This window comes from Pedococcus sp. P2_D7 (assembly GCF_056404295.1).
On sequence record NZ_JBFUEH010000004.1, the window covers coordinates 350,521 to 370,458 of the forward strand.

At 68.6% G+C, this 19,938-nt stretch carries 22 protein-coding genes and 1 tRNA gene; 10 read left to right on the forward strand and 13 right to left on the reverse strand.

The genetic code is table 11. The features are described from left to right. Nucleotides 1–314 precede the first annotated feature (314 nt). Nucleotides 315–962, reverse strand: coding sequence for a hypothetical protein (locus tag AC1DWJ_RS10845; protein WP_057378025.1), 648 nt, complete (start codon nt 960–962; stop codon nt 315–317). A 165-nt stretch (nt 963–1,127) separates the two neighbouring features. Here AC1DWJ_RS10845 and AC1DWJ_RS10850 point away from each other — a divergent pair, with 165 nt between their 5' ends. The 7 genes from AC1DWJ_RS10850 (at nt 1,128) to AC1DWJ_RS10880 (ending at nt 5,141) form a co-directional block, all read left to right on the forward strand. Beyond that, a complete protein-coding gene (locus AC1DWJ_RS10850; RefSeq protein WP_082592672.1) occupies nt 1,128–1,571 on the forward strand; it encodes a MarR family winged helix-turn-helix transcriptional regulator in 444 nt (147 codons plus the stop codon). Further along, nucleotides 1,568–2,179, forward strand: a complete 612-nt coding sequence (locus AC1DWJ_RS10855) for a sigma-70 family RNA polymerase sigma factor (RefSeq protein WP_057378023.1) — start codon at nt 1,568–1,570, stop codon at nt 2,177–2,179. Before AC1DWJ_RS10850 ends, AC1DWJ_RS10855 begins: the two co-directional genes overlap by 4 nt. A 167-nt stretch (nt 2,180–2,346) precedes the next feature. Further along, nucleotides 2,347–2,769, forward strand: a complete 423-nt coding sequence (locus AC1DWJ_RS10860) for a cupredoxin domain-containing protein (RefSeq protein ID WP_057378022.1) — start codon at nt 2,347–2,349, stop codon at nt 2,767–2,769. Continuing rightward, nucleotides 2,766–3,212, forward strand: coding sequence for a hypothetical protein (locus tag AC1DWJ_RS10865; RefSeq protein ID WP_235543917.1), 447 nt, complete (start codon nt 2,766–2,768; stop codon nt 3,210–3,212). The genes AC1DWJ_RS10860 and AC1DWJ_RS10865 overlap by 4 nt, the downstream gene beginning before the upstream one ends. A gap of 132 nt (nt 3,213–3,344) precedes the next feature. After that, complete coding sequence (locus tag AC1DWJ_RS10870) at nt 3,345–4,109, forward strand: CHRD domain-containing protein (protein WP_057378020.1); 765 nt, start codon at nt 3,345–3,347, stop codon at nt 4,107–4,109. Further along, nucleotides 4,109–4,819: a class F sortase gene (locus AC1DWJ_RS10875; RefSeq protein ID WP_057378019.1), complete on the forward strand. Its 711-nt coding sequence runs from the start codon at nt 4,109–4,111 to the stop codon at nt 4,817–4,819. Before AC1DWJ_RS10870 ends, AC1DWJ_RS10875 begins: the two co-directional genes overlap by 1 nt. Before the next feature lie 235 nt (nt 4,820–5,054). Beyond that, a tRNA-OTHER gene (locus AC1DWJ_RS10880) sits at nt 5,055–5,141 on the forward strand. 320 nt (nt 5,142–5,461) lie between these two features. Here the strand turns inward: AC1DWJ_RS10880 and AC1DWJ_RS10885 are convergent. From AC1DWJ_RS10885 to AC1DWJ_RS10900, 4 genes are read right to left on the reverse strand one after another with little or no spacing between them, the layout of a single operon-like run. Then, complete coding sequence (locus AC1DWJ_RS10885; RefSeq protein ID WP_057378041.1) at nt 5,462–6,721, reverse strand: MFS transporter; 1,260 nt, start codon at nt 6,719–6,721, stop codon at nt 5,462–5,464. Next, nucleotides 6,718–8,091 (reverse strand): MBL fold metallo-hydrolase, encoded by a 1,374-nt coding sequence (locus AC1DWJ_RS10890; RefSeq protein WP_057378040.1) that lies wholly within the window; start codon nt 8,089–8,091, stop codon nt 6,718–6,720. Before AC1DWJ_RS10890 ends, AC1DWJ_RS10885 begins: the two co-directional genes overlap by 4 nt. A 31-nt stretch (nt 8,092–8,122) precedes the next feature. Beyond that, entirely contained in the window at nt 8,123–8,476 is a 354-nt protein-coding gene (locus AC1DWJ_RS10895; protein WP_057378039.1) for a cupin domain-containing protein, read from the reverse strand. Nucleotides 8,477–8,497: 21 nt separating this feature from the next. Further along, nucleotides 8,498–9,082, reverse strand: a complete 585-nt coding sequence (locus AC1DWJ_RS10900; protein ID WP_235543919.1) for a methyltransferase domain-containing protein — start codon at nt 9,080–9,082, stop codon at nt 8,498–8,500. A gap of 330 nt (nt 9,083–9,412) precedes the next feature. Here AC1DWJ_RS10900 and AC1DWJ_RS10905 point away from each other — a divergent pair, with 330 nt between their 5' ends. Then, complete coding sequence (locus AC1DWJ_RS10905; protein ID WP_057378038.1) at nt 9,413–10,075, forward strand: ArsR/SmtB family transcription factor; 663 nt, start codon at nt 9,413–9,415, stop codon at nt 10,073–10,075. A gap of 101 nt (nt 10,076–10,176) precedes the next feature. On the opposite strand, the gene AC1DWJ_RS10910 is transcribed toward AC1DWJ_RS10905, so the two are convergent. Both AC1DWJ_RS10910 and AC1DWJ_RS10915 read right to left on the reverse strand, forming a co-directional pair. Further along, nucleotides 10,177–10,374: a hypothetical protein gene (locus AC1DWJ_RS10910; RefSeq protein WP_200961924.1), complete on the reverse strand. Its 198-nt coding sequence runs from the start codon at nt 10,372–10,374 to the stop codon at nt 10,177–10,179. Between the two features lie 43 nt (nt 10,375–10,417). Further along, entirely contained in the window at nt 10,418–10,837 is a 420-nt protein-coding gene (locus AC1DWJ_RS10915) for a nuclear transport factor 2 family protein (RefSeq protein ID WP_157582147.1), read from the reverse strand. Nucleotides 10,838–11,452: 615 nt separating this feature from the next. On the opposite strand from AC1DWJ_RS10915, the gene AC1DWJ_RS10920 reads away from it, so the two are divergent. Next, a complete protein-coding gene (locus AC1DWJ_RS10920) occupies nt 11,453–11,857 on the forward strand; it encodes a hypothetical protein (RefSeq protein WP_057378036.1) in 405 nt (134 codons plus the stop codon). A gap of 339 nt (nt 11,858–12,196) precedes the next feature. Here AC1DWJ_RS10920 and AC1DWJ_RS10925 read toward each other — a convergent pair whose 3' ends face one another. Continuing rightward, on the reverse strand, nt 12,197–13,186 hold the full coding sequence (locus AC1DWJ_RS10925; protein ID WP_457253601.1) for a DUF6454 family protein: 990 nt from the start codon (nt 13,184–13,186) through the stop codon (nt 12,197–12,199). A 255-nt stretch (nt 13,187–13,441) separates the two neighbouring features. On the opposite strand from AC1DWJ_RS10925, the gene AC1DWJ_RS10930 reads away from it, so the two are divergent. Beyond that, nucleotides 13,442–14,512 carry a glycerophosphodiester phosphodiesterase family protein gene (locus tag AC1DWJ_RS10930; RefSeq protein WP_457253600.1) on the forward strand — a complete coding sequence of 357 codons (1,071 nt, stop codon included), beginning with the start codon at nt 13,442–13,444 and terminating at the stop codon, nt 14,510–14,512. 68 nt (nt 14,513–14,580) lie between these two features. Here AC1DWJ_RS10930 and AC1DWJ_RS10935 read toward each other — a convergent pair whose 3' ends face one another. From AC1DWJ_RS10935 to AC1DWJ_RS10955, 5 genes are all read right to left on the reverse strand, one after another. Beyond that, entirely contained in the window at nt 14,581–14,934 is a 354-nt protein-coding gene (locus AC1DWJ_RS10935) for a cupin domain-containing protein (protein ID WP_457253599.1), read from the reverse strand. A gap of 54 nt (nt 14,935–14,988) precedes the next feature. After that, nucleotides 14,989–15,285, reverse strand: a complete 297-nt coding sequence (locus AC1DWJ_RS10940) for a DUF3303 domain-containing protein (RefSeq protein WP_457253598.1) — start codon at nt 15,283–15,285, stop codon at nt 14,989–14,991. A gap of 169 nt (nt 15,286–15,454) precedes the next feature. Further along, nucleotides 15,455–16,573: a phospho-N-acetylmuramoyl-pentapeptide-transferase gene (gene mraY / locus AC1DWJ_RS10945; RefSeq protein ID WP_457254167.1), complete on the reverse strand. Its 1,119-nt coding sequence runs from the start codon at nt 16,571–16,573 to the stop codon at nt 15,455–15,457. Between the two features lie 259 nt (nt 16,574–16,832). Further along, nucleotides 16,833–17,888, reverse strand: a complete 1,056-nt coding sequence (locus AC1DWJ_RS10950) for a hypothetical protein (protein WP_477620778.1) — start codon at nt 17,886–17,888, stop codon at nt 16,833–16,835. Between the two features lie 338 nt (nt 17,889–18,226). Further along, on the reverse strand, nt 18,227–19,090 hold the full coding sequence (locus tag AC1DWJ_RS10955) for a cation diffusion facilitator family transporter (RefSeq protein WP_457253596.1): 864 nt from the start codon (nt 19,088–19,090) through the stop codon (nt 18,227–18,229). Nucleotides 19,091–19,938 lie beyond the last annotated feature (848 nt).

The following is a 19,938-nucleotide window of genomic DNA, read 5'->3' on the forward strand; positions in this document are numbered from 1 at the left end:
ATGGCCGACGGGTCGGCGAACCGGCATACGGAGGCTCGTCTGCCGGGGCGGGTCCACGAACGGGCCGCGGGTGGGTGAGGTCCGTCCGAAGGAAGGCCGACGACGAGTGCGGCCAAGATCTCGGTCTGCATGACGCCTGGCCTCAGGACGCGGCGATGGTAGGAGCCATGCAGGCATTTGCCCCCGTGGCGGGCTGTTCTTTGAGATGTCGAGCGAGTCACGCTCGTCGGTGAAGACGGCGGTGACCTCGGCCCCGCGATGAACCAAGGGCCTGTCACTGCCGAGCACGAGAGGCTCGGCAGTGACAGGGCTGGCTACTGGCGAGTGATCTCGCCGCAGGCCACGGGCAGGGTCGCTTCGAACAAGCTGCTCAGCGAGGTGTGGTCCGGGTCGCTCGGCAGGTCCGTGCCATGGATGACGATGTGAAGGTTGGCGAGGTTCTTGGCGACCTCCTTGGGAACCACGACGCTGCGGTGGTAGTTGAGGTTGCCATTGGCGTCGGCGGCCAGGAACCGTTCAAGGCTGAGGCCGCTGGAGGGGCTGGTGTCGCCGGTCACCGTCATGGACACGTCGATGGGACCGTAGTCAGGTGCCCCCTCGCCCAGGGAGATGAGCCCGTCGGGTTGGCCCGCGACGAAGGTAGAGGGGTCGATCGGGTCGCCGGTATTGGTGTCGGCCTCGATGCCCGGGCACTCGTTCCTGGCCTGTGTCAGGCCGTGAATGTGCATGGCATGCGGCTCGTTGGGGGTCAGGCCCGAGGCAGTCAGGTTGATGTCCAGGGTGCGACCAGTGAGCCGCAGCACGGCGTTGCCGGTGACGTTCGATCCGCCATCAGCTGCGTGGTCGTGGGGAACCGGCGCCAAAGATGCACCGAAGGTTCCCGCGCTGACCGCAGCCGCGGCCCCGGCCGAAAGCAGAACGGCAGCCGGTACTGCCAAGGCGACCTTCATGGTCTTGTTCATGTCGAACCCTTCATTGCGTTGGGGTGCCCCTCGGCGCCCATGCACCACACCCGATGTGGTGTTCGTCACAACCCGGCCATCCGGATTGCCGCCCCACCGCATCGGGCGCGGGCCCCCGTTTACTTCACGCGTTATCTATATTGATGGATGTCACGAAGGAGCCCCATGGCCACGTCCAGCAATCTGCGACTGAACGACCAGCTGTGTTTTGCCCTCTACGCCGCGACCAACCAGGTGACTCGGGCCTACCGGCCCCTGCTCGAGGCCATCGGGCTGACCTACCCGCAGTACCTGGTGATGTTGGTCTTGTGGGAGTCGGACGGCCCACTAATCCACGAGATCGCCGCTCGGCTGCAGCTGTCGTCGCCCGCAGTCAGTCCCATCCTCGGCCGTCTCGAGGAGGCCGGCTTGGTGGTGCGGGACCAGGACTCCGCCGATGGGCGAGCGGTCAGAGTCAGGCTCACCAGCAAGGGCGCTGACCTGGAGTCAGCTGCGTCGAGGGCGCAGCTGAACGTGGTGGATCAGACCGGCCTGTGCGGTGACGAGCTCGGCGAGCTCAGGGACGGCCTGCACGATCTTGTGATGCGCATGTCCGTGCGCCACCCATGAGCGAGCATGCTCGCCTGGGTGGCGGCACGGGTCATCTCGGTGAACCTGACCCGGCGCCCGCGTTGGCAGACCTGCTGGTTCGATGCGCCTCCGGCGACGAGAGAGCCTTCGAGGGGCTGTACGGCGCCACGGCTTCCCGGGTGTTCGGCCTGGTCTTGCGCCTCGTGGTCCAGCATTCCCTCGCTGAAGAGGTCACTCGGGACGTCTTTGCGTGCGTGTGGGCCGAGTCGAGTCGCTTCGAGCCTTCCCGTGGCTCCGCCATCGGCTGGGTCCTGACGATTGCCCACCGGCGCGCGGTGGACAGAGTCCGCAGCATCAGCGCCAGCCGGACTCGTGATGACGTGTGGTCGCGGAAGGTCACCGATGCGCCCTTCGACTCCACGGCAGAGTCGGCGCACTCCTCCTTCGAGGCTGCCCGGGTCAGGGGCGCCCTGGCGGCGCTGACGGTGAAGCAGCGCACCGCCCTCCAGCTGGCCTACTTCCACGGACTGACGTACCCGGAGGTCGCGGTCCAGCTCGGAATCCCGCAGAGCACGGCCAAGACCCGGATCAGGGACGGGCTGCGGAGCCTGGCGAGCGCGCTTGACCACGTTGCGGCCACAGCCTGACGATCCCCTTCGAGTCCGTCCTCTGACGTCTGGGCGCAGCGCCATCGGTGGCCGCTGCGCCTCGGGAATCGTCGCGGTCATGAGCGGCGCGAACCAAGCCGGATCGAGCGTCGCACCGAACTCCTGACCGTGGTCGCCCAAGCGGCCGCCCGATCTGGAGGCATCACATGACCCGCAAGATCTCGCTGCTCGCTGTCGTCCCGGTCCTGGCTCTGGGCTTGTCTGCGTGTGGTTCGTCGAGTGGGGACGCCGGCTCGTCATCCACCTCCCCCATGTCGGGCATGGACATGTCGTCCTCGAGCAGCAGCTCAGCGGCGCCGTCGTCGTCGTCGCCGGCGCAGGAGTCCGAGTCGGTCATCACCATCTCGGACTTCGCCTACAAGGTGCCGGTGTCGGTCGCCCCCGGGGCCACGATCACGATCAGCAACGACGACTCGCAGGCCCACACGGTCACCTCCAAGGACGGCGGGTTCGACGTGAAGATCGACCCCAAGGGGACGGCCACGTTGAAAGCGCCCGACAAGGCCGGCAGCTACACGTTCGTCTGCACTTTCCACGCGAACATGACCAGCACCCTCGTGGTTAAGTGACCATCCAATCGGGCCACGCGAAAGCCGATCGTGCCCCCCGCGTGCTGCACCTCGTGCTGCGGGCAGCGATCGCGGTGACCCTGGTCGTCGACACGGTCGTCCACCTCCACCTCGCGCCCGGTTACCAGCAGTCGGCCCCCAGCGGAATCGGTGCGGGCAACCTCTTCCGCATCGAGGCGGCGGCAGCCCTGGTGGTGGCCGTCTGGGTGGTATGGCGCGGGAGCCGGGCCGCCTTGCTGGCGGCCTTCGCCGTCGGGGTGAGTGCGTGTGTGACCGTGGTGCTCTACAGGTATGTCGACGTTCCAGCCCTGGGGCCGATACCCGCGATGTACGAGCCGGTCTGGTTCACGGAGAAGTCCCTGAGCGCCGTCGCCGAGGCGGTCGCCGCCGTGGGCGCTGCCGCCGGGCTGGTGGTGTCGCGTCGCGACCGCACAGGCGCCTGACCTGCGTAGGAGCGAGCCAGTCGCGCAGAAAGTTGAGCTTTGCACCCATCTGGGTCGTGAAGGGCGACGAAGTACCTGCACAAGTGTGTTTCCAGTGCGACCCGAAGCGGCCGCGGATCAAGGAGTTACCGAATGCGTACCACCACCAAGATCGCGACCATCGCCCTGGGCTCTGCCGCCCTGCTGCCCTTCCTCGGTGCAGGCGTTGCGCAGGCGGCCGACGGGAACACGATGGCCACCCTTCGCCCCGTGGTCCTCAATGGCGTCAAGGGCAGCGGCACCGCGATGGTGACCGTCAGCGGCACCCGCATCGACGTGACCATGGCGGCGAACGGCCTCCTTCCCGACCAGCCGCACGCGGCCCACATCCACTTCGGGGCGGACGCGAGGCACGAGTGCCCCGCCGCCGGCGACGACGCCAAGGGCGACGGCACCATCAACACCACCGACGGTGGCCCGGCCTACGGCCCGATCGTCGTCTCCCTCACCAAGACCGGTGACACCTCGCCCAAGAGCGGCCTCGCCGTTGACCGGTTCGACACCGCCCCCGGCGGCAAGATCAACTACGAGCGCGGCAGCATCAAGGTCTCCTCCGACGTGGCCCAGGCCATCACGGAGGGCAAGGCCGTCGTGGTCGTCCACGGCGTCGACCACAACGACAACGGCAAGTACGACGGTGACACCAAGAGCGACCTCGACCCGAGCCTGCCCACCGAGGCCACTGACCCGGCCATCTGTGGCGTCCTGAGCGCGGCTCCGGCCGGTGGCATGGACACGGGCGCCGGCGGCACCTCCACCCCGAACAACGAGGGCATGCTCCTCCTCGGTGGCGGCCTCCTGCTCGCTGCCGCGGGTACCGGTGCCTTCACTGCTCGCAAGGCTCGTAACCGCGCCTGATGTCCCTCTCCACGAAGTTCGGTGACCGTCGCGGCAGCATTGCCGCGGCGGTCACCGTCGTGCTCCTCCTCGTGGGAGGGCTGCTCGTGGTGAAGTCCTTCTCGGGCACGCAGGCACCGCCGCAGCCCGACGCGGCTCAGTCCGCCTTCACGACCTCCCCGGCTCCGTCGACCTCGGCACCGAGCGCGACGTCCTCCCCCACGTCCGGGGCAGGCAAGACAGCGGCACCCACCACCCCCGACTTCGGTCCGATCATGGAGCCGAGTTCGCCTGTCGCACTCCGAATTCCATCCATCGGCGTGAACACCAAGGGCATCGTCGACCTCACCCTCGACAAGAAGGGCAAGCTCCAGGCGCCGACCGACTTCGCCAAAGCAGGCTGGTATGCCGGCGGCCCCACCCCGGGTGAGTTCGGCCCCGCCGTCATCGGGGCGCACGTGGACAGCAAGTCCGGTCCCGCGGTCTTCTACCGCTTGGGGTCGTTGCAGAAGGGCGCGACGGTGAGCGTCCTCCGCAAGGACGGTTCGACCGCCCGCTTCGTCGTCGACCGCGTCGCGCGCTACTCCAAGGCGGACTTCCCGACCTCGACCGTATACGGCGACACCAGGGGTCGCGCCGAGTTGCGCCTCATCACGTGCGGTGGAGCCTTCGACCAGTCCACCGGTCACTACGTCGACAACATCGTCGCCTTCGCCCACCTCACGTCCTGAAGCGGCCATCGCTGGGCCACTCGGCGTCTCCGACCTTCTGTGCAACAGGCGCTGGCCAGTTCCGGGCCACCAAGCCAGAAACACAGCCTGTGTATCGGTGCGCGGGTACCCCAAGCAGGCCAATGACCAGACGTGTCTTGCAGGCTGGGAGATGTAGCCAGATGTGTAACCGGGAGGTGGCGGGACGGCTTGAGACGCGGTGCGAGGACGGGGACGCGACCCTGAGATTTCGTGCGGCGGGGGAGAGGCTGCGGAACACCTGAGACGTGGGCTGGGCTGGCTCATAACCCGGAGGTCGCAGGTTCAAATCCTGCCCCCGCTACTTGAAGTAGCAGGTCAGAGGCCCTTTCCCTTCGGGGAGAGGGCCTCTGGCGTTGGCACGTGTAGCCAAATGTGTAGCCAACCGGGGTCGAGACGCTCGAGAACGGGTCGGACACGGTGGGACGGCTGGGACAAGGCAGAAACGCATGAGACGGCCGTTTGGAACGGAGCGGGGCACGTTTCGGGGTGTCGCCGGGTCGGTGTCCGGGCGATCGCTGGATTCTGCGATACCTCGCCCCACTGATTCTCATCACGCGGTTTCGATCTCGGGCGAGCGAGTCGCTGCAATCAGGGGCCCGCGCTCTGGTGGCCGCGGCGGCCTCAGGCCGGCTTTGCCCGGGTGAGCTTGTCGTGGGTTTCGTACATGCGCTGGGCCACGACGAGCGCGGACGTAGCGGTCATTGCTGCGATCAGCCAGATCGCCGCGCGGACGCCGAGGGTGTCGGCGAGTACTCCGGTCAGGAGCGCGCCGACCGCGAATCCGAGGTCTCGCCAGAGTCGGTAGACGCCGACGGCGCGTGCTCGCCAGCTGGGGTGAGCGACGTCGCTGATGGCGGCCAGCAGAGTGGGGTAGACCATGGCTGTGCCGGCGCCGAGCAGCACGGACCCCAGGGCCCATGGCGTCTGTGAGTTGGCGGTTGCGATGATCGCCAGAGCGGCGGCTTGGAGCAGCATGCCGCCGGTGATGAGGTGTTTGCGGCCCCAACGGTCGGACAGTGCACCGGTGGCAAGTTGCCCCACGCCCCAGACGGCGGGGTAAAGGGCGACGAGGATGCCGGTCTGGCCGAGCGACAGTCCGGCGGAGGTGAAGAGAACCGGGAACAGGCCCCAGGCGAGGCCGTCGTTGAGGTTGTTGACCAGGCCGGCTTGGCTGGCCGACGAGAGGGCGGGCTCGCGGAAGCTTGTCAGCACGAGGACTTCCCGGTCGGTCAGGTCCTCGGAGTCGGCACGGGTCGCCGCCTCGTGGTCGGAGTGGGGACGGGTCTCCCGGACCCAGAGCGTGGAGAGGCCGAGGCCGAGCGCGGTGTAGGCGACGCCCAGCAGGAACGGCTCGGGCCGAAGTCCGGCGTTCGCTGCGATGGTGCCTGTGAGCAGGGCGGTCACGGCGACCGCGAGGTAGCCGGCGGACTCGTTGAGGCCCATGGCTAGGCCGCGGTGTCGGGGCCCGACAAGGTCGATCTTCATGATCACGGTGGTGGACCATGTCAGCCCCTGGCTGATGCCGAGCAGGACGTTGGCGGCGACGACGACCCACCAGTGGGGCGCCCAGATGAGGAGCAGGGGGACGGGGAGGGCGACCAGCCAGCCTGCGACTAGTACGGGTTTGCGCCCATGGCGCTCCGACCAGGTCCCGGCGAAGTAGTTGGTGCATGCCTTGGCCAGGCCAAACGCGAGGATGTAGGTCAGGGCCGCGGTGTAGGAGTCGAGCCCGAACTCCTGGGTGGCAAGGAGGGGCAGGACGGTGCGTTCCTGGCCGAGCGTTCCGCCGACCAGAGCGTTGACGGCAACGAGCAGGCCGAACTGGGCGGCGTTCGCTCGTACGCCGAAGACGGGAGACGCCGACGTTCCTGCTCGTTTCACGGGCCGCTGGCGAGGTCCTCGCCGTGGGCGGTGGCCCAGTCCTGGGGGCTGCCGGCGAACACGGCGACCTGGGTGAATCCGGCTCCGGACAGCAGCGATGCCGCTCCCATCGCGCGTTCGCCGTGTCCGCACATGACCACGGTAGGCACGTTGGCGAGGTGGCCGAGCACGGCAGGGAGGTCGCCGAGCTCGATGTTGAGGGCACCAGGGACGTGTCCGGCTCGGTACTCGGCCTCCTGACGGATGTCCAAGACCCGCACGGTGGCCGCGGCGCTCACCCCGGCGCTTGCCTCGACCAGCGGCACCGAATTGGTCGGCAGGCACGCAGCGGACCAGGCCTCCTGGCCGCCGGCTAGTTCGCCGATTATGTTGTCGTAGCCGATCTTGACGGCCTGCCAGAGCACCTCGTCGACGTTCTGGTCGGGTTCGCGGAGCACGACGAGTGGTGTGTCGTTGGGTGCGAGCCAGCCGAGCCAGCTCGCGAACGCGGGCCGTAGCGGGATCGAGAGGGCGCCCGAGGGGTGTCCGGCGGCGAAGGCGGTCACTGGGCGCACGTCGACGATCACGGCGCCGGTTGCCTGCGCACCGGCAGCCGCCTGCGGTGTGAGCTGCTCCAGCCCGAGCCGACGGGGCAGGATCGCTGGTCCGCGCCGGTTGATCTCGGCCAACCGCAGGAAGTAGGGCGGGAACGAGCCGAGCCCGGCGAGCAGCCGAGCGACGAACGCGTTCTCGTCTGCGGCGGACAGCAGCGGGTTGTTGGCCCGTTCGGCGCCGATGGTGCTGGTGCGGGCGGAGCCGCCGGGTGCGGCGCAGAAGGAACCAGCGCCATGAGTTGGCCACACCTCGACGTGGTCGGGCAGCTCCAGCAGTCGATGCACGGACCGGTACTGGGCCCGGGCGAGCTCGATCGTGCGGTCGGGGTCGACGAGGTCGGTCCGGGCGACTGCCCCGACCAGCAGTGAGCCCCCGGTGAAGACCCCGACGGGTTGCGAGCCGTCCAGCAGAAGGTAGGACAGGTGCTCGTCGGTGTGCCCGGGCGTCCCGAGGGCGCGCAGCCGCAGACCCCCGAGGTCGAAGTCGTCACCGTCGCTCAACCCGTGGTGTCCGAAGCTCCGGTTCCCGGCGGCCGAGGCCAGCACCGTCGCGCCCGTAGTCGCAGCGAGCTGACGAGCGCCGGAGATGAAGTCCGCGTGCAGGTGGGTGTCCGCGGCGACGGCGACGCGAAGACCCCGGGCGTCGGCGGCCGCCTCCAGGGCGCGCAGGTCACGACTGGGGTCCACGGCCAGGGCGCGGCCGTCGCCGAGGTCGACCAGGTATGCCGTGTTGCCCAGTCCCTTGTCCGCGATCTGGAGCGTGAGGGGGTGCGTCATGTGCTGTTCGGCTCCATCTGCGTGTCACGCCTCAGCTGGGCTTGGCATAGGCCTTGATTCCGGTGTCGAGCAGGACACAGGGCTCGTCGCCGTCGGTCCACGCGTCGTGCCCGGGGTCAAGGTCCACGACGTCGCCGGGGCCGATGGAGACCTCGCTGCCGTCGTCGAACCGGACGGTCATCTTTCCCGAAAGGCAGATTCCCGTGTGGTGGGTCTGGCAGGAGTCGGTGCCCGCGATGGGCTTGACGTCGTTTGACCAGCGCCAGCCTGGTTCGAAGACGCCGCGACCGAGAGTGAAGTCGCCGAGGGTGACCACATCCAGGTGGCCGTGAGCCTTGAAGGGGCGCTGCTCGTGCGGGGTGTCGATGTTCTGCTTGTCGGACATGGGTTCCTCCGGTGGTGTGGGTTAATCGGTGGTCAGGGTGGCGAGGATGGAGATGCTCTTGACGCCGTACCTGGCGCTGGCATTGCGGGCCTGGTCGGATATGAACGCGTACGCGTTCTCGCGGTGACGGGTGATGGTGACGCCGGCCGATTCGATGGCCTCTAGGTGTACTGACCACGGACCTTGTTGACATGAGGGAGGACCTCCGGGCGAAGTGATGGGTGTCGAATCCGTTGCTTCCCACCGGAGGTCGGCGTTGCAGACGATGGAGTCCTTGAGCTGTAGCTCGCTGATGATGTCGGCGATCGCGAGCCGCCCGCCGGGCTTCAGCACTCGTGCGGCTTCGGCGAACACCGCCTTCTTGTCGGGGCAGAGGTTGATCACCCCGTTGGAGATCACGCAGTCCACGGTGCCATCTCCCAGCGGGACTGCCTCGATCCGGCCTTCCCGGAACTCGACCTGTAAGAGCCCGGCCTCGTCGGCCAGCCGGCGTGCCTTGCCGAGCTGCTCCGGGGTGAAGTCGACCCCGCACACCCGCCCCGCGGGACCGACGAACCGCGCTGCGTACAAGGCGTCCATCCCTGACCCGCTGCCCAGGTCGACCACGGTCTCACCGGCCCGGAGGTCGGCCAGGTCGAAGAAGAAGCCACTCCGGCGAACGACTCGACCGCCCCCGTCGGAATGTCTGCCAGTCGGTCAGCGTCGTAGCCAACCCGCAGTGCGAGCGGTGCACCGAGTTCGAAGTGGAAGCGGTCGTGGGGCTGCTGCGCCACGTGCCGGTACATCTCCTTGACCTTGCCCTCGAGCTCCTGCGTGTTCACCAAGATCGTCACGGTTCGCCTTCTTCGCAATATTCAATGATTCACTTGAATAAAACTCCTGTAGCGTGAGCCTTGTCAAGGGGAATCTTGAATAGAGTGGGGGGAGAGGTGACAGATGGCAGATCACGCAGCAAAGGCCGCTCTGTATGACGCACTGGCGGAGTCGGCCAAGGCGCTGGCCAACGGGCGACGTGCGGAGTTGGTCGACGTGCTCGCTCAGGGCGAGCGATCGGTGGAAGAGCTTGCCGCCGAGATCGACCAGACCCTCGCCAACACGTCCCAGCACCTGCAGCGGCTGCTGCGTTCCGGCCTGGTGCAGTCGCGTCGCGAGGGCACCCGGATCTACTACTCCCTGGCCAGCGAGGTGGTTGGTGACCTGTGGCGGACCATGCGACGAGCCGCCCAGGAGCATGTCTCCGGGCTCGAGCAGCTGGCTGCCGACTACCTCGGTGACCGCAGCAAGCTGCGGACCATCACCCGCGACGTGCTGCGGAGCCGCCTGCGCGACGGTGACGTGGTCGTGCTGGACGTGCGACCCGAGGCCGAGTACGCCGCCGGTCATATCCGCGGAGCGATCTCGATCCCGATCCATGACCTGAGGTCGCGTCTTGGCGACATCCCGGACGGCGCCGAAGTGGTCGCCTACTGCCGTGGCCCGTTCTGCGTCTTCGCCGACGAGGCCGTCCGGCTGCTCAGCAGGAAGGGCTTCAGCGCCGCCCGCCTCGAAGACGGTTTCCCAGAATGGAATGAGGCTCACCTGCCGGTCGCCCGCCCGTAAAGACCGACCCAGAGATGCGTGGCGCGTTGAGTTGCTTGGAGTTGAAGCAGACCGGGCACACCAGCAGCCGGCCGCCTGCTGCCGCGTAGCGTCCCCTGAGGTCAGGGATGCTCGGGCAGCCTTCGCAGGCGGTTACCGACGGCGACGCCTTCGAGTGCGAGTGGGACAGCTTCCTGGGTGAGGAACGTCAGGGTCGGCCGTCCGCTCTCGGCGGCCCCGACGGCGACGAGCAGGGCGACGGTGACGCGCTCGGCGTCTTCGAGTCCCGTGGTGAGGCTGATGGCTGCTTTGTTGTCCATTGTGTGCCCCTTCGAGGTGGTACATCGCTACCAGTGGAGTCGGTCAGTTGCGGTTCTCGCGCTGGAATCCGGAGCACAGGAGGTCTATCGACGCGATGCGCTCGCCGGCTTGCAGGTAGGCCTGCTGCTCGATGACGTGCCAGGCATCGTCGCCCCACGGCGTCGGATGCATGCGGAGCCGCCACGCCACGTGCGGCCTGCCAGCGACCTCGCCGACGGCACTGTCGAGCACCTCGAACTCGTGGGCGCCTCCGAACCAGATCTGAAGGTTCTCGACGATCTGGGCGGCTCCGTGAAACGCGGTGGGTCCGCTGGGAAGCATGGCCCGCATGGTTGCGTCGGCCTCGAAGCACGCGGGCATCCGATCAAAGTCGCGTGCGGCCAGAGCCTCCAGAAGCTGGCCGCCTGCCGACCTTCGATCCACCGGGTTCGGCCGGATGGGCGTTGTCGTTGTCTCAGTCATGTCAGAACCTCCGCAGATTCAAGTGATTACTTGAATATGGTCCCGACCTGGAAACTTGTCAAGAGAAGTCTTGAATAGAGCCCTCTCACGCCTCAGGGAGGTCGACCGGAATGCCGACGCGGGCCCCTTTCGGTATAGCCGTCCTCGAGACGAGCGGCCTGGTAGCCACGGTCGGGTGATGGCGGGTCGGGAGGTCAGGCTGACCGACGACTTCAAGGCGTTCCCTGGCACGCCCGGGATCGGGGTGCATCAGTGTTGCACCCGCGGCCCTGAGGCCAAGAGCATCCTCGAGCGGGCCAACGGGTACCTGAAAACCTGGTTCCTGCGCGGTCGGACCTTCACCGGCCCGGCTGACTTCAACACCCAGCTGAGCCACCCGCTGAAGCGGGCGCATACGCGGCCTTCGTTGCCTCTCCGTAAGGGCGGGTGGAGTACTAGTCCGATCGGGCGAGGCGGCCGCCGTGGGCTGGGAGGAACGTGCTGTGGTGCGGGCCGGGTGGGCCGCCCTGGCGCATCGTCCGCGTGGAGGGACAAGCTATGAGAGCTTTTGCGATTGCACGCGCCACCCTCGTTGCTGCCGCGACTGGGGCCTTGATGTTCACTGGGACGGCGGCTATGGCTGCTGCTGCCAGCCCTGTCACGACGGTCGTCCACGAGCACCAGGGCACGGAGACCTTTGTCGACGTGGGTCCCGAGTGCGGCTCGACCGAACTCTTCGAGATCACCGTCACCTATAACTCGGTGGAGAAGCAGACCATCTTCGCCGACGGGCGAGAGCACGACACCTTTACCCAGACCGGGACCTTCGAAGCGGTGTCGCTCGAGACGGGACGGACTGCGACCGGACACTTCACCGTCTGGGGCGGTTTCAACGCCAACGGGACGAGCGCCAACGGGACGTTCACGTTCAACGTCAACGGCGCCTACGACGACGGCCAACAGATCAGCGTCCACTCCGTCGACCACTTCAGCGCCATCCCCACCGGAGCGGTCTTCGAGTGGTCGAAATGCCACGGCTGACGGCTGGCTGAGGCGACCTTCGACTCGAGACGTTTTGCACCGGTGGGCGTGTACTCCAAGTAGGCAACGGCCAGACGTGTCTTGAAGGCGGGTAGGTGTAGCCAAATGTGTAACCGGGAGGTGGCGGGATGGCTTGAGACGCGGCGCGACCATCAGGACGCGACACCGAGATCTCGTGTGGCAGGGGACATGGCACGGGACGTGTGAGACGTGGGCAGGGCTGGCTCATAACCCGGAGGTCGCAGGTTCAAATCCTGCCCCCGCTACCAACGCGTCACAGACAGAAGGCCCGGACCACTGGTCCGGGCCTTCTGGTGTAGCCGTCAACCTTGGACAGCATCAAGGGGTGACGGTTGCCTCGTAGGTGAGGATTTCGGTGCCGTTGGCCTCTTCGCCGTTGTCCGGGGCGACGCGCATCGTCAGGTGTTCGCCGTCCGCAGTCATCTTGAACGGGTTGCGCGTGGCCACGTGCCCGGCGCTCGACCACTTCTGGAACGGGATGTCTCGGGTGACCTGGTGGGTCCGCAGGTCGATCAGGGCCACTCCGCCGAGCTCGTACGTTGCCGCGGTCCCGCCAGCGGTCGGGGTCTGGGGAAGGTTCGTCACCCCAGCGCACAGCATCTTGGCGTCGGGGACGTACTGGCAGTCCTGGTAGTCGACGAAGAAGTTCGGGTTGTCCCACGTCTTCAGCTGCTTGCCGGCCAGGTTCCACTCGGCGAACCGCCGCGAGCCCCACGTGTTGCCGACGAGGTGGCCGGTGGTCTTGTCGAGGACGATGCCGCCGAAGTGGTCCGGTACCTCGAACTGTTTGTGGACCGCGAGGGAAGCCGCGTCGACGCGGTAGATGATGGCGCTGGAGTCGGGGCGGTACTGCGCGACGGGGACCCACACGTTGGTGCCATCGAAGTCGATGCCTCCCGGGTGGTACATGTCGCCCTCGCCGAGCTTGATGTCCTTCTGCAGGTTGCCCGCCTTGTCCATGACGAACAGGTGGCCGACGCCCTTGCCCGCGGGCCGGTCGTAGCCGCCCTGCGGGGTCGGGTACTTCACCGTGGGCTCGAGGATTTCGACCGACGACAGGAAGATGTGGTCGGGAGTGAAGGCGATGCCTTCGGTGTGGAACGTGGGGAAGTTGAGCTTGAGCTTGCTGGTCTGCTGCCAGTCCGTGTTCCGCGTGACCTTCCCGAAGTCGTCGGCGAGGGTCGTGTTCGTGGCGTGACGGGGTCGGGCGTCGGCTGCCTGAGCGGTTGCGCTGGCGACGGCTGCCCCGCTCAGGGCGACGGCGGCGGTGGCGCTCAAGGCGAGTGCTCGGGTGCGGGTGCGGTTCATGGGATGTCTCACTTTCGGGGGCGGCTTGCCCCTGCAGGGGTTCGTTTGACGCCTCGCGACGCTATGCAGCGCGGGTGAACGGCAGTGGGCGATCAGCGACCCATCGGCTGAACAGGCCCGTTCCGGCGAGGCCGCCGGTGGGCCGCCCCGGTAGTCCCCCGCTGCTTCACGTGGACGTCATGCGCACGTCCCCTTTGGGGCGGTATGGGTGCCTACCGTTCGAGGCGTCCCACTCCCTTCCCCCCAGGAGTTCTCATGCACCTGCGAACAGGTTCCCTGCTCGCTGCCTTCGTCACGGTTGCGGCTGGTGCCGCTGGCGTCTCGCCCGCACGCGCCGCCGAGCCCGGCCCGGTCCTGCCCCAGAAGACCCACTTCGACCTGCAGGCGCACCGCGGCGGCATCGGCATGACCACCGAGGAGTCCCTCCAGGGTTTCGCCAAGGCGCTGCGGCTCGGCGTGACCACCCTCGAGCTCGACACCCAGGTCACCAGGGACGCCAAGGTCGTCGTCAACCACGACCGTCAGATCAGCGCCCAGAAGTGCCAGGACACCGCGCCGGTGACGCCCGGCGACCCGCAGTTCCCCTACGTGGGCAAGTACATCAAGGACCTGACCCTGGCCCAGATCAAGACCCTGGACTGCGGCTACCAGCAGCTGCCCGGCTTCCCCGAGCAGGAGCAGGTCAAGGGCTTCCGCATGGTCGAGCTGAAGGACGTGCTCGGCCTGGTGAAGGACTACCACGCCAACCAGGTCACCCTGAACATCGAGACCAAGGTCGAGGCCGGCGCACCGGAGCAGACCGCCCCGCGCGAGCAGTTCGTCCGGCGGGTCTACGAGGAGATCCACGCCTCGGGCATCGAGCGTCAGGTCACCATCCAGTCGTTCGACTGGGGCGCCCTCAAGACCATGCACACCCTCGCGCCGAGCTGGCCGCTGGTCGCCCTCAGCAACTACGACTTCCTGCAGGTCGGCAAGCCCGGCGCCTCACCGTGGCTGGGTGGCCTCGACGCCGACGACTTCGGTGGCGACTTCGTCAAGGCGGCTGACGCCATCGACGGCGTCACCGCGCTGTCGCCCAACTACGGCTTCCCGCAGAGCGGCAAGGTCGGCGACCCCGGCTTCCGCTTCTACCCCGACCGGCAGATGGTCTCCGAGGCCCACGCCCGTGGCCTCACGGTGATCCCGTGGACCTGCGACGACCCCGACACCGTGCGCGCGCTGATGGACCTCGGCGTCGACGGCATCATCACGAACTACCCGAACCGCGTCCGCGACATCATGGCCGAGCGCGGCATGCGCCTGCCAAAGGCATACCCCGCACCCTGACCCGGACAGTCACCCCGGCCACGGCCGGGGTGACTGCCAGGTGCGTCATGGCTCCCGGCACGGTCCGGCTACCTCGGCTTGGCGTAGGCCGCGACCCCGGTGTCGACGAGGACGCATGGCTCGTCGCCGACCGTCCAGGCGTCATGCCCGGGGTCGATGTCCATGACGTCACCCGGTCCGATCGCGAGCTCGCTGCCGTCCTCGAACCGGACCGTCATCTGCCCGGACAGGCACAGCCCCGTGTGGTGGGTCTGGCACGAGTCCGTGCCCGCGATCGGCTTGACGTCGTCGGACCAGCGCCAGCCCGGTTCGAACACGCCGCGGCCGAGGGTGAACCCGCCGAGCGTGACCACGTCCATGTGGCCGTGGTCCTTGAAGGGCCGGCGCTCGTGCGGGGCATCGATGTTCTGCTTGTCGGTCATGTTGACCTCTTCCTGGTGGTCGTGCTGTCTGCTGGGCGAAGTGACTGGCTTGCGTCAGCCGATCGTGGCCCGGAAGGCGATGCCCTCGCCCGCGATCCCGGCCGACTCCTCGATGGGGAGGATGGGTTTGGCCGTGAACCGCAGCCAGGGCGTGAACGCGCTCACGGACCGCGCGAGCGTTGCCGCACTGTCCACCTCGATCAGGGCGACGCCGCCGTCCCCGTCGGCGAAGCCGTAGAACGCCTGGAAGTCGGCGCCGGGTGGCGGCTTCCAGCCCTGGAACACCTCCAGGGCCCGGGCGCCGCCTGCTTCGCTGGCATCGGCCCACTCCCACACAACGTGCATCAACATGATCCGCAACCTCCACTTCGGGTCGGATCCGGGTGACGCCGGGGTGACGTCCCCGTTGCGGGCGTCGCAGCCCCTGCCACAGCTGACGTCGATCCCAGCGTCGTCCCGACCTCCACCCGAAACCACCGGCAAAAGTGTGAGGACCGTTGGCCCTGAGCCTCTCGGGCTGTTACCTGTTCTGGCCCGTGACCCACTCGGCGTAGAACAGCCCCAGCCCCGACACCACACAGATGCCGGCGATGATCCAGAAGCGGATGACGATGGTGATCTCGGCCCACCCGACCATCTCGAAGTGGTGGTGGATCGGTGCGATGCGGAAGACCCGTCTCCCGGTCAGCTTGAAGCTGGCGATCTGGATGACGACCGACATCGTGATCATCACGAAGAGACCGCCGAGGACGACCAGCAGGAGCTCGGTGCGCGTCAGGATCGCCAAGCCGGCCAGGGCGGCGCCGAGGGAGAGTGACCCGGTGTCGCCCATGATGATGCTGGCGGGGGAGGCGTTCCACCACAGGAACCCGAAGCAGGCCCCGGCGATGGCGCAGGCAACCACGGCGAGGTCGAGCCCGTCGCGCACGTCGTAGCAGCCGGGGCCGGGAGTGCTGGCGCACGCCTGGTTGTACTGCCACAGCGCGATGCCGCTGTAGGCGCCGAAGACCATGACCGACGCACCGGTGGCGAGCCCGTCGAGCCCGTCGGTGATGTTGACGCCGTTCGAGGCCCCGGCGATCAGCAGGTTGGCCCACAGGATGAACAGGACCAGCCCGAGCACGGGACCGGCGACAGCAAGGTCGACAGGGGTGTCCCGGATGAAGGAGATGGCGGTGGAGGCCGAAGCGCGCCCGGCACCGTCGGTCACGAGTAGCGCCAGCACCGCGAAGACCACCGTCACGAGGGTCTGGCCGGCGAGCTTCTGCTTCGACGTGAGCCCGAGGCTGCGCGCCTTCGAGATCTTCGTGTAGTCGTCGAGGAAGCCGACCAGGCCCATCCCGACCAGCAGGAAGAGCACGAGCAGTGCGCTCAGGGAGAGTCGACCCGGCGCGACCGCGATGGCGCCACTGGAGCTCACCGCGATGAGGAGCAGGTGGGAGACGAAGTACCCCACCACGGTGGCACCGATGATGACCGCGCCGCCCATCGTGGGCTTTCCCCGCTTGTAGTGGTGCTGGGTGAGGTCGTCCCGGATGAACTGGCCGTACTGACGCCGCACCAGGAACCGCGTGAAGAACGGGGTGCCCAGCAGCGACAGAGCCATCGAGATCCCGCCGGCGAGCAGGACGTTGACCATCAGCTTCCCTTCGTGTGCCACCGGCCGTGGCGGACTCGCCGTCCGGGCGGTCCTGCCGGATGGGGCAAGCCGTGACGCGTCCCCCGATGCGCCGCATGCCCTGCTGGTCAGCAAACCTAGGCGACCGGTCGAGCGTCGAAGGTCCCGACGCGCCCGCCGTGTCGCGACTGGTGCGTCACCCGGGCCGCAAGACCGTGGGTCCGGGACCACCACGTGCAACACGGCGCCGAGGTGAGGGGAGGGGAGGGGAAGGGAAGGGTCAGGCGGAGGGCAGGCGCTCGGCCAAGTACTCCAGCAAGGTCTCGAGGTGCTCTGCGTCCAGGGCGCCCGCACTGCGCACGAGCCCGGGGAGACCGGTCTTGCCGGTGACCAGGACACCCTCGACCTCGAGCTCCGCATCGGTCGGCACCGCCGCGTCGACGAAGCACATGACCCCGATCACCGGCACTGCGGACAGCTCGACCTCGTCGAGCAGCGCGCGCACGATCGCAACCCGCCCCTGGGTCGCTGTCACCGTCGAGGTCATGAGGCGTCCGCCGACGAGCAGCTCACGGGCCACCGGAGCCGGCTCGTCGACGGGACGCACCTCGATCGAGGCGTTCTTGGCGCGCACGACGTCGATGACGTACACGCCGCCGGCTCCCACAGCGAGGTGCGCGATGCGGCCGCGCCGACCCGGCATCCGCCGGTCGTGCAGCGACCGGACACCCGCGTCGGCCGCGGCGTCCAGGAGGGCGCGGGTGGCGCTGTCGGGGTTGCCGGTCACGCCCGGGTCCCGGCCGCGGGAGGCGCGCAGTGCCAACAGCCCGGCGGGCAGGAACGTGCGGCGTCGGTGCGACGGGCCGACGATCGCGACGGCCTCGTGCGACACGGCGATGACGTCGGGCGCGGGCGCAGGTGTTACTGGTGCGGCGGCGTCCGCGAGCGGAGCGGGAGCGGCCTGCGTTGCCTTAGGTGCCGCTGCGGGAACAGGGGACTCGACCGAGGGCGCAGGAACGACGACCTCGGCGACCTCGTCGGTCGGCGACGGCGGGGCGAACTGCACGACCACCGACGGCGCCGGGGGATCGACCGGACCCGGCGACACGGGCGCCGCGGGGGGCAGGTCGACCGTGATGCCCGCCGATCGCTGCCAGGCAGGAAGCGAGCTCGGGGCCGACGGCCCCCAGTCGGCGGGGATGACCACGGCGGCGGGCTCGGGCAGCTCGAGGGGCAGGTCGCGGTCGGCCCGGCCGGTCGCCGGCGCCTCGAAGTAGACGCTCGAGAGGTCCTCGGCAGGAGCCGTCGAGAACGCAGCGAGGCAGCTCAGGCACACGACGCGTCCGGGGTGGCGGGTCGAGCCCGCGCGTTCGCCTGCCGCAACGACTACTCCGCAACCGCACACTCCAGCCTCCTTCAGCCGAACGACCTCAGGCACCATGCCACCCACCCCCTACTGGGTTCGAGGTCGCCAATCTGACACCCGCCAGGGCGTGCAGAGCCGCGAAAGGGCGTGAAGGGGGCAGATGTGCCGAGCCCCCGGGTATACGTTCGGTGGAGTTCGGTCTGGACTCCGTCAGTTCGCCTGCGGGATCGGGCCCATCAGCGTAAAATCACGCGACGGCCGCGGAGAGGGCGCAGCGGGCTGTCCGGAAACCGGGTCGCGCAGGCCTGCTACCAGGTGACTTCCCTGCACCCGGTGTGCGTGTCGGGCTCCACCTGCAGGGTGGCGTGCTCGACCCCGAACTGCGACCGCATGACCTGCATGGCGCGGTCCAGCACCCCGTGGGCGTCCGCGCTCTCCGAGGTCACCAGGTGGGCGGTGGCGACGTTCATCCCGGACGTCAGCGTCCACACGTGCAGGTCGTGCACGTCGATGACCCCTTCGACCCCGGCGAGGGCGTGCGCCACCGTGTCGGCTTCCATGCCGGCAGGGGCGTGCTGGCCGAGGACGCCCAGGACCTCGCGACCCAGCAGCACGGCACGCACCGCGACGAAGGCTGCGATCGCGAGCGCGATGCCGGTGTCCCACCAGGCGCTGCCCGTGGCTGCCACCAGCACCCCGGCGACGATGACGCCGACGGATCCCAGGGTGTCGGCGACCACCTCGAGGTAGGCGCCCCTCACGTTGAGCGACTCGGCCGCCCCACCGCGCAGCAAGCTCAGGCAGACGACGTTGACGACCAGGCCGACGGCGCCGACGACGAGCATCGGGCCGGTGGCGACGTCGGGGGAGTCGCCGACCCGGCCGACTGCCTCGACGACGATGTAGACCGCCACGCCGAGCATGAGCAGGACCGCCAGCCCCGAGGCGAACACCTCGGCGCGGTAGGAGCCGAACGTGCGGCGCCCACTGCTGTCGGGCCGCGCTGCGATGCGGGTGGCGACGAGCGCGGCGCCCAGCGCGACCACGTCGGCCGCCATGTGTCCGGCGTCGCTCAGCAGGGCGAGCGACCCCGACACCAGCCCGGTGACGAGCTCGACGACGAAGAAGCCGGCGACCAGCACGAAGGCCGTCCGCAGCCGCCACCGGTGCATGGCCCCCGGGTGTCCGTGCGGGTGACTGCTCACTTGATCGCGGCCGCAGAGGTGGGGTCGGCTGCGTCGGGTCCGCTCTCGCAGCGCATGCGTCGATCCTATGTCAGCACCCGGGGACAGCCGGGTCGGCCGCGCTGCGCGGGGAGGGCGCGCTGGGTCGCGAGGCGCCGCGCTGGGCGGTGCGGTATGCCGGGTGGTGGCCACCCGGCATACCTCCGGCGCGCGGCTGCTGGCCTCGCCCGATGGCGCTCGCAGCACGGTGATGAGCGCGGCGTTCGCGGCGCAGGCGTGCGGCGCGGTACCATCGACGCGTACCGGCTCCCGGCCGTACCGCACTTCTGGCGCCGACTCGGTTCTCCGCCTGGCGGGCCCCGCGACCGTGGTTGTCGGTCGCGCCGTGGGCGCGCCGTCGGGGACGGCACGTCGATCAGTCCCAGCACCATGGGACGAGCAAGGAACGGCCGCTCGGCCGCTCCGCCCGGTGACCACACCGTCCGACGGGGTGGCCCGTCGTTCGCTCGGCCCGCACGTCGCGGGCATCCTTCAGGAGGAGTACTTGGCTCAGCGAGGCCAGCGCCAGTCCGGCGGTCAGCGCCCTGCCCAGCGCGCCCAGCGCCGCGGGCGTGCGCTCGACAACGAGGGCATCATCCCCGTGTTGGCCCGCGCCGTGCGCGAGGTGGAGACCGACGCCCAGCGCGGTCGGGTGAAGCCGTCCGGACGGGCCAAGTTCCAGGTCGTCGCCCTGCTCGTGCGCGAGGAGCGCGCGCGGGTCAAGGCCGACACCACCGTCACCGTGACCGAGCGCGACGGACAGCTCAAGCGGCTCGACGGCGTCGCCACGATCCTGG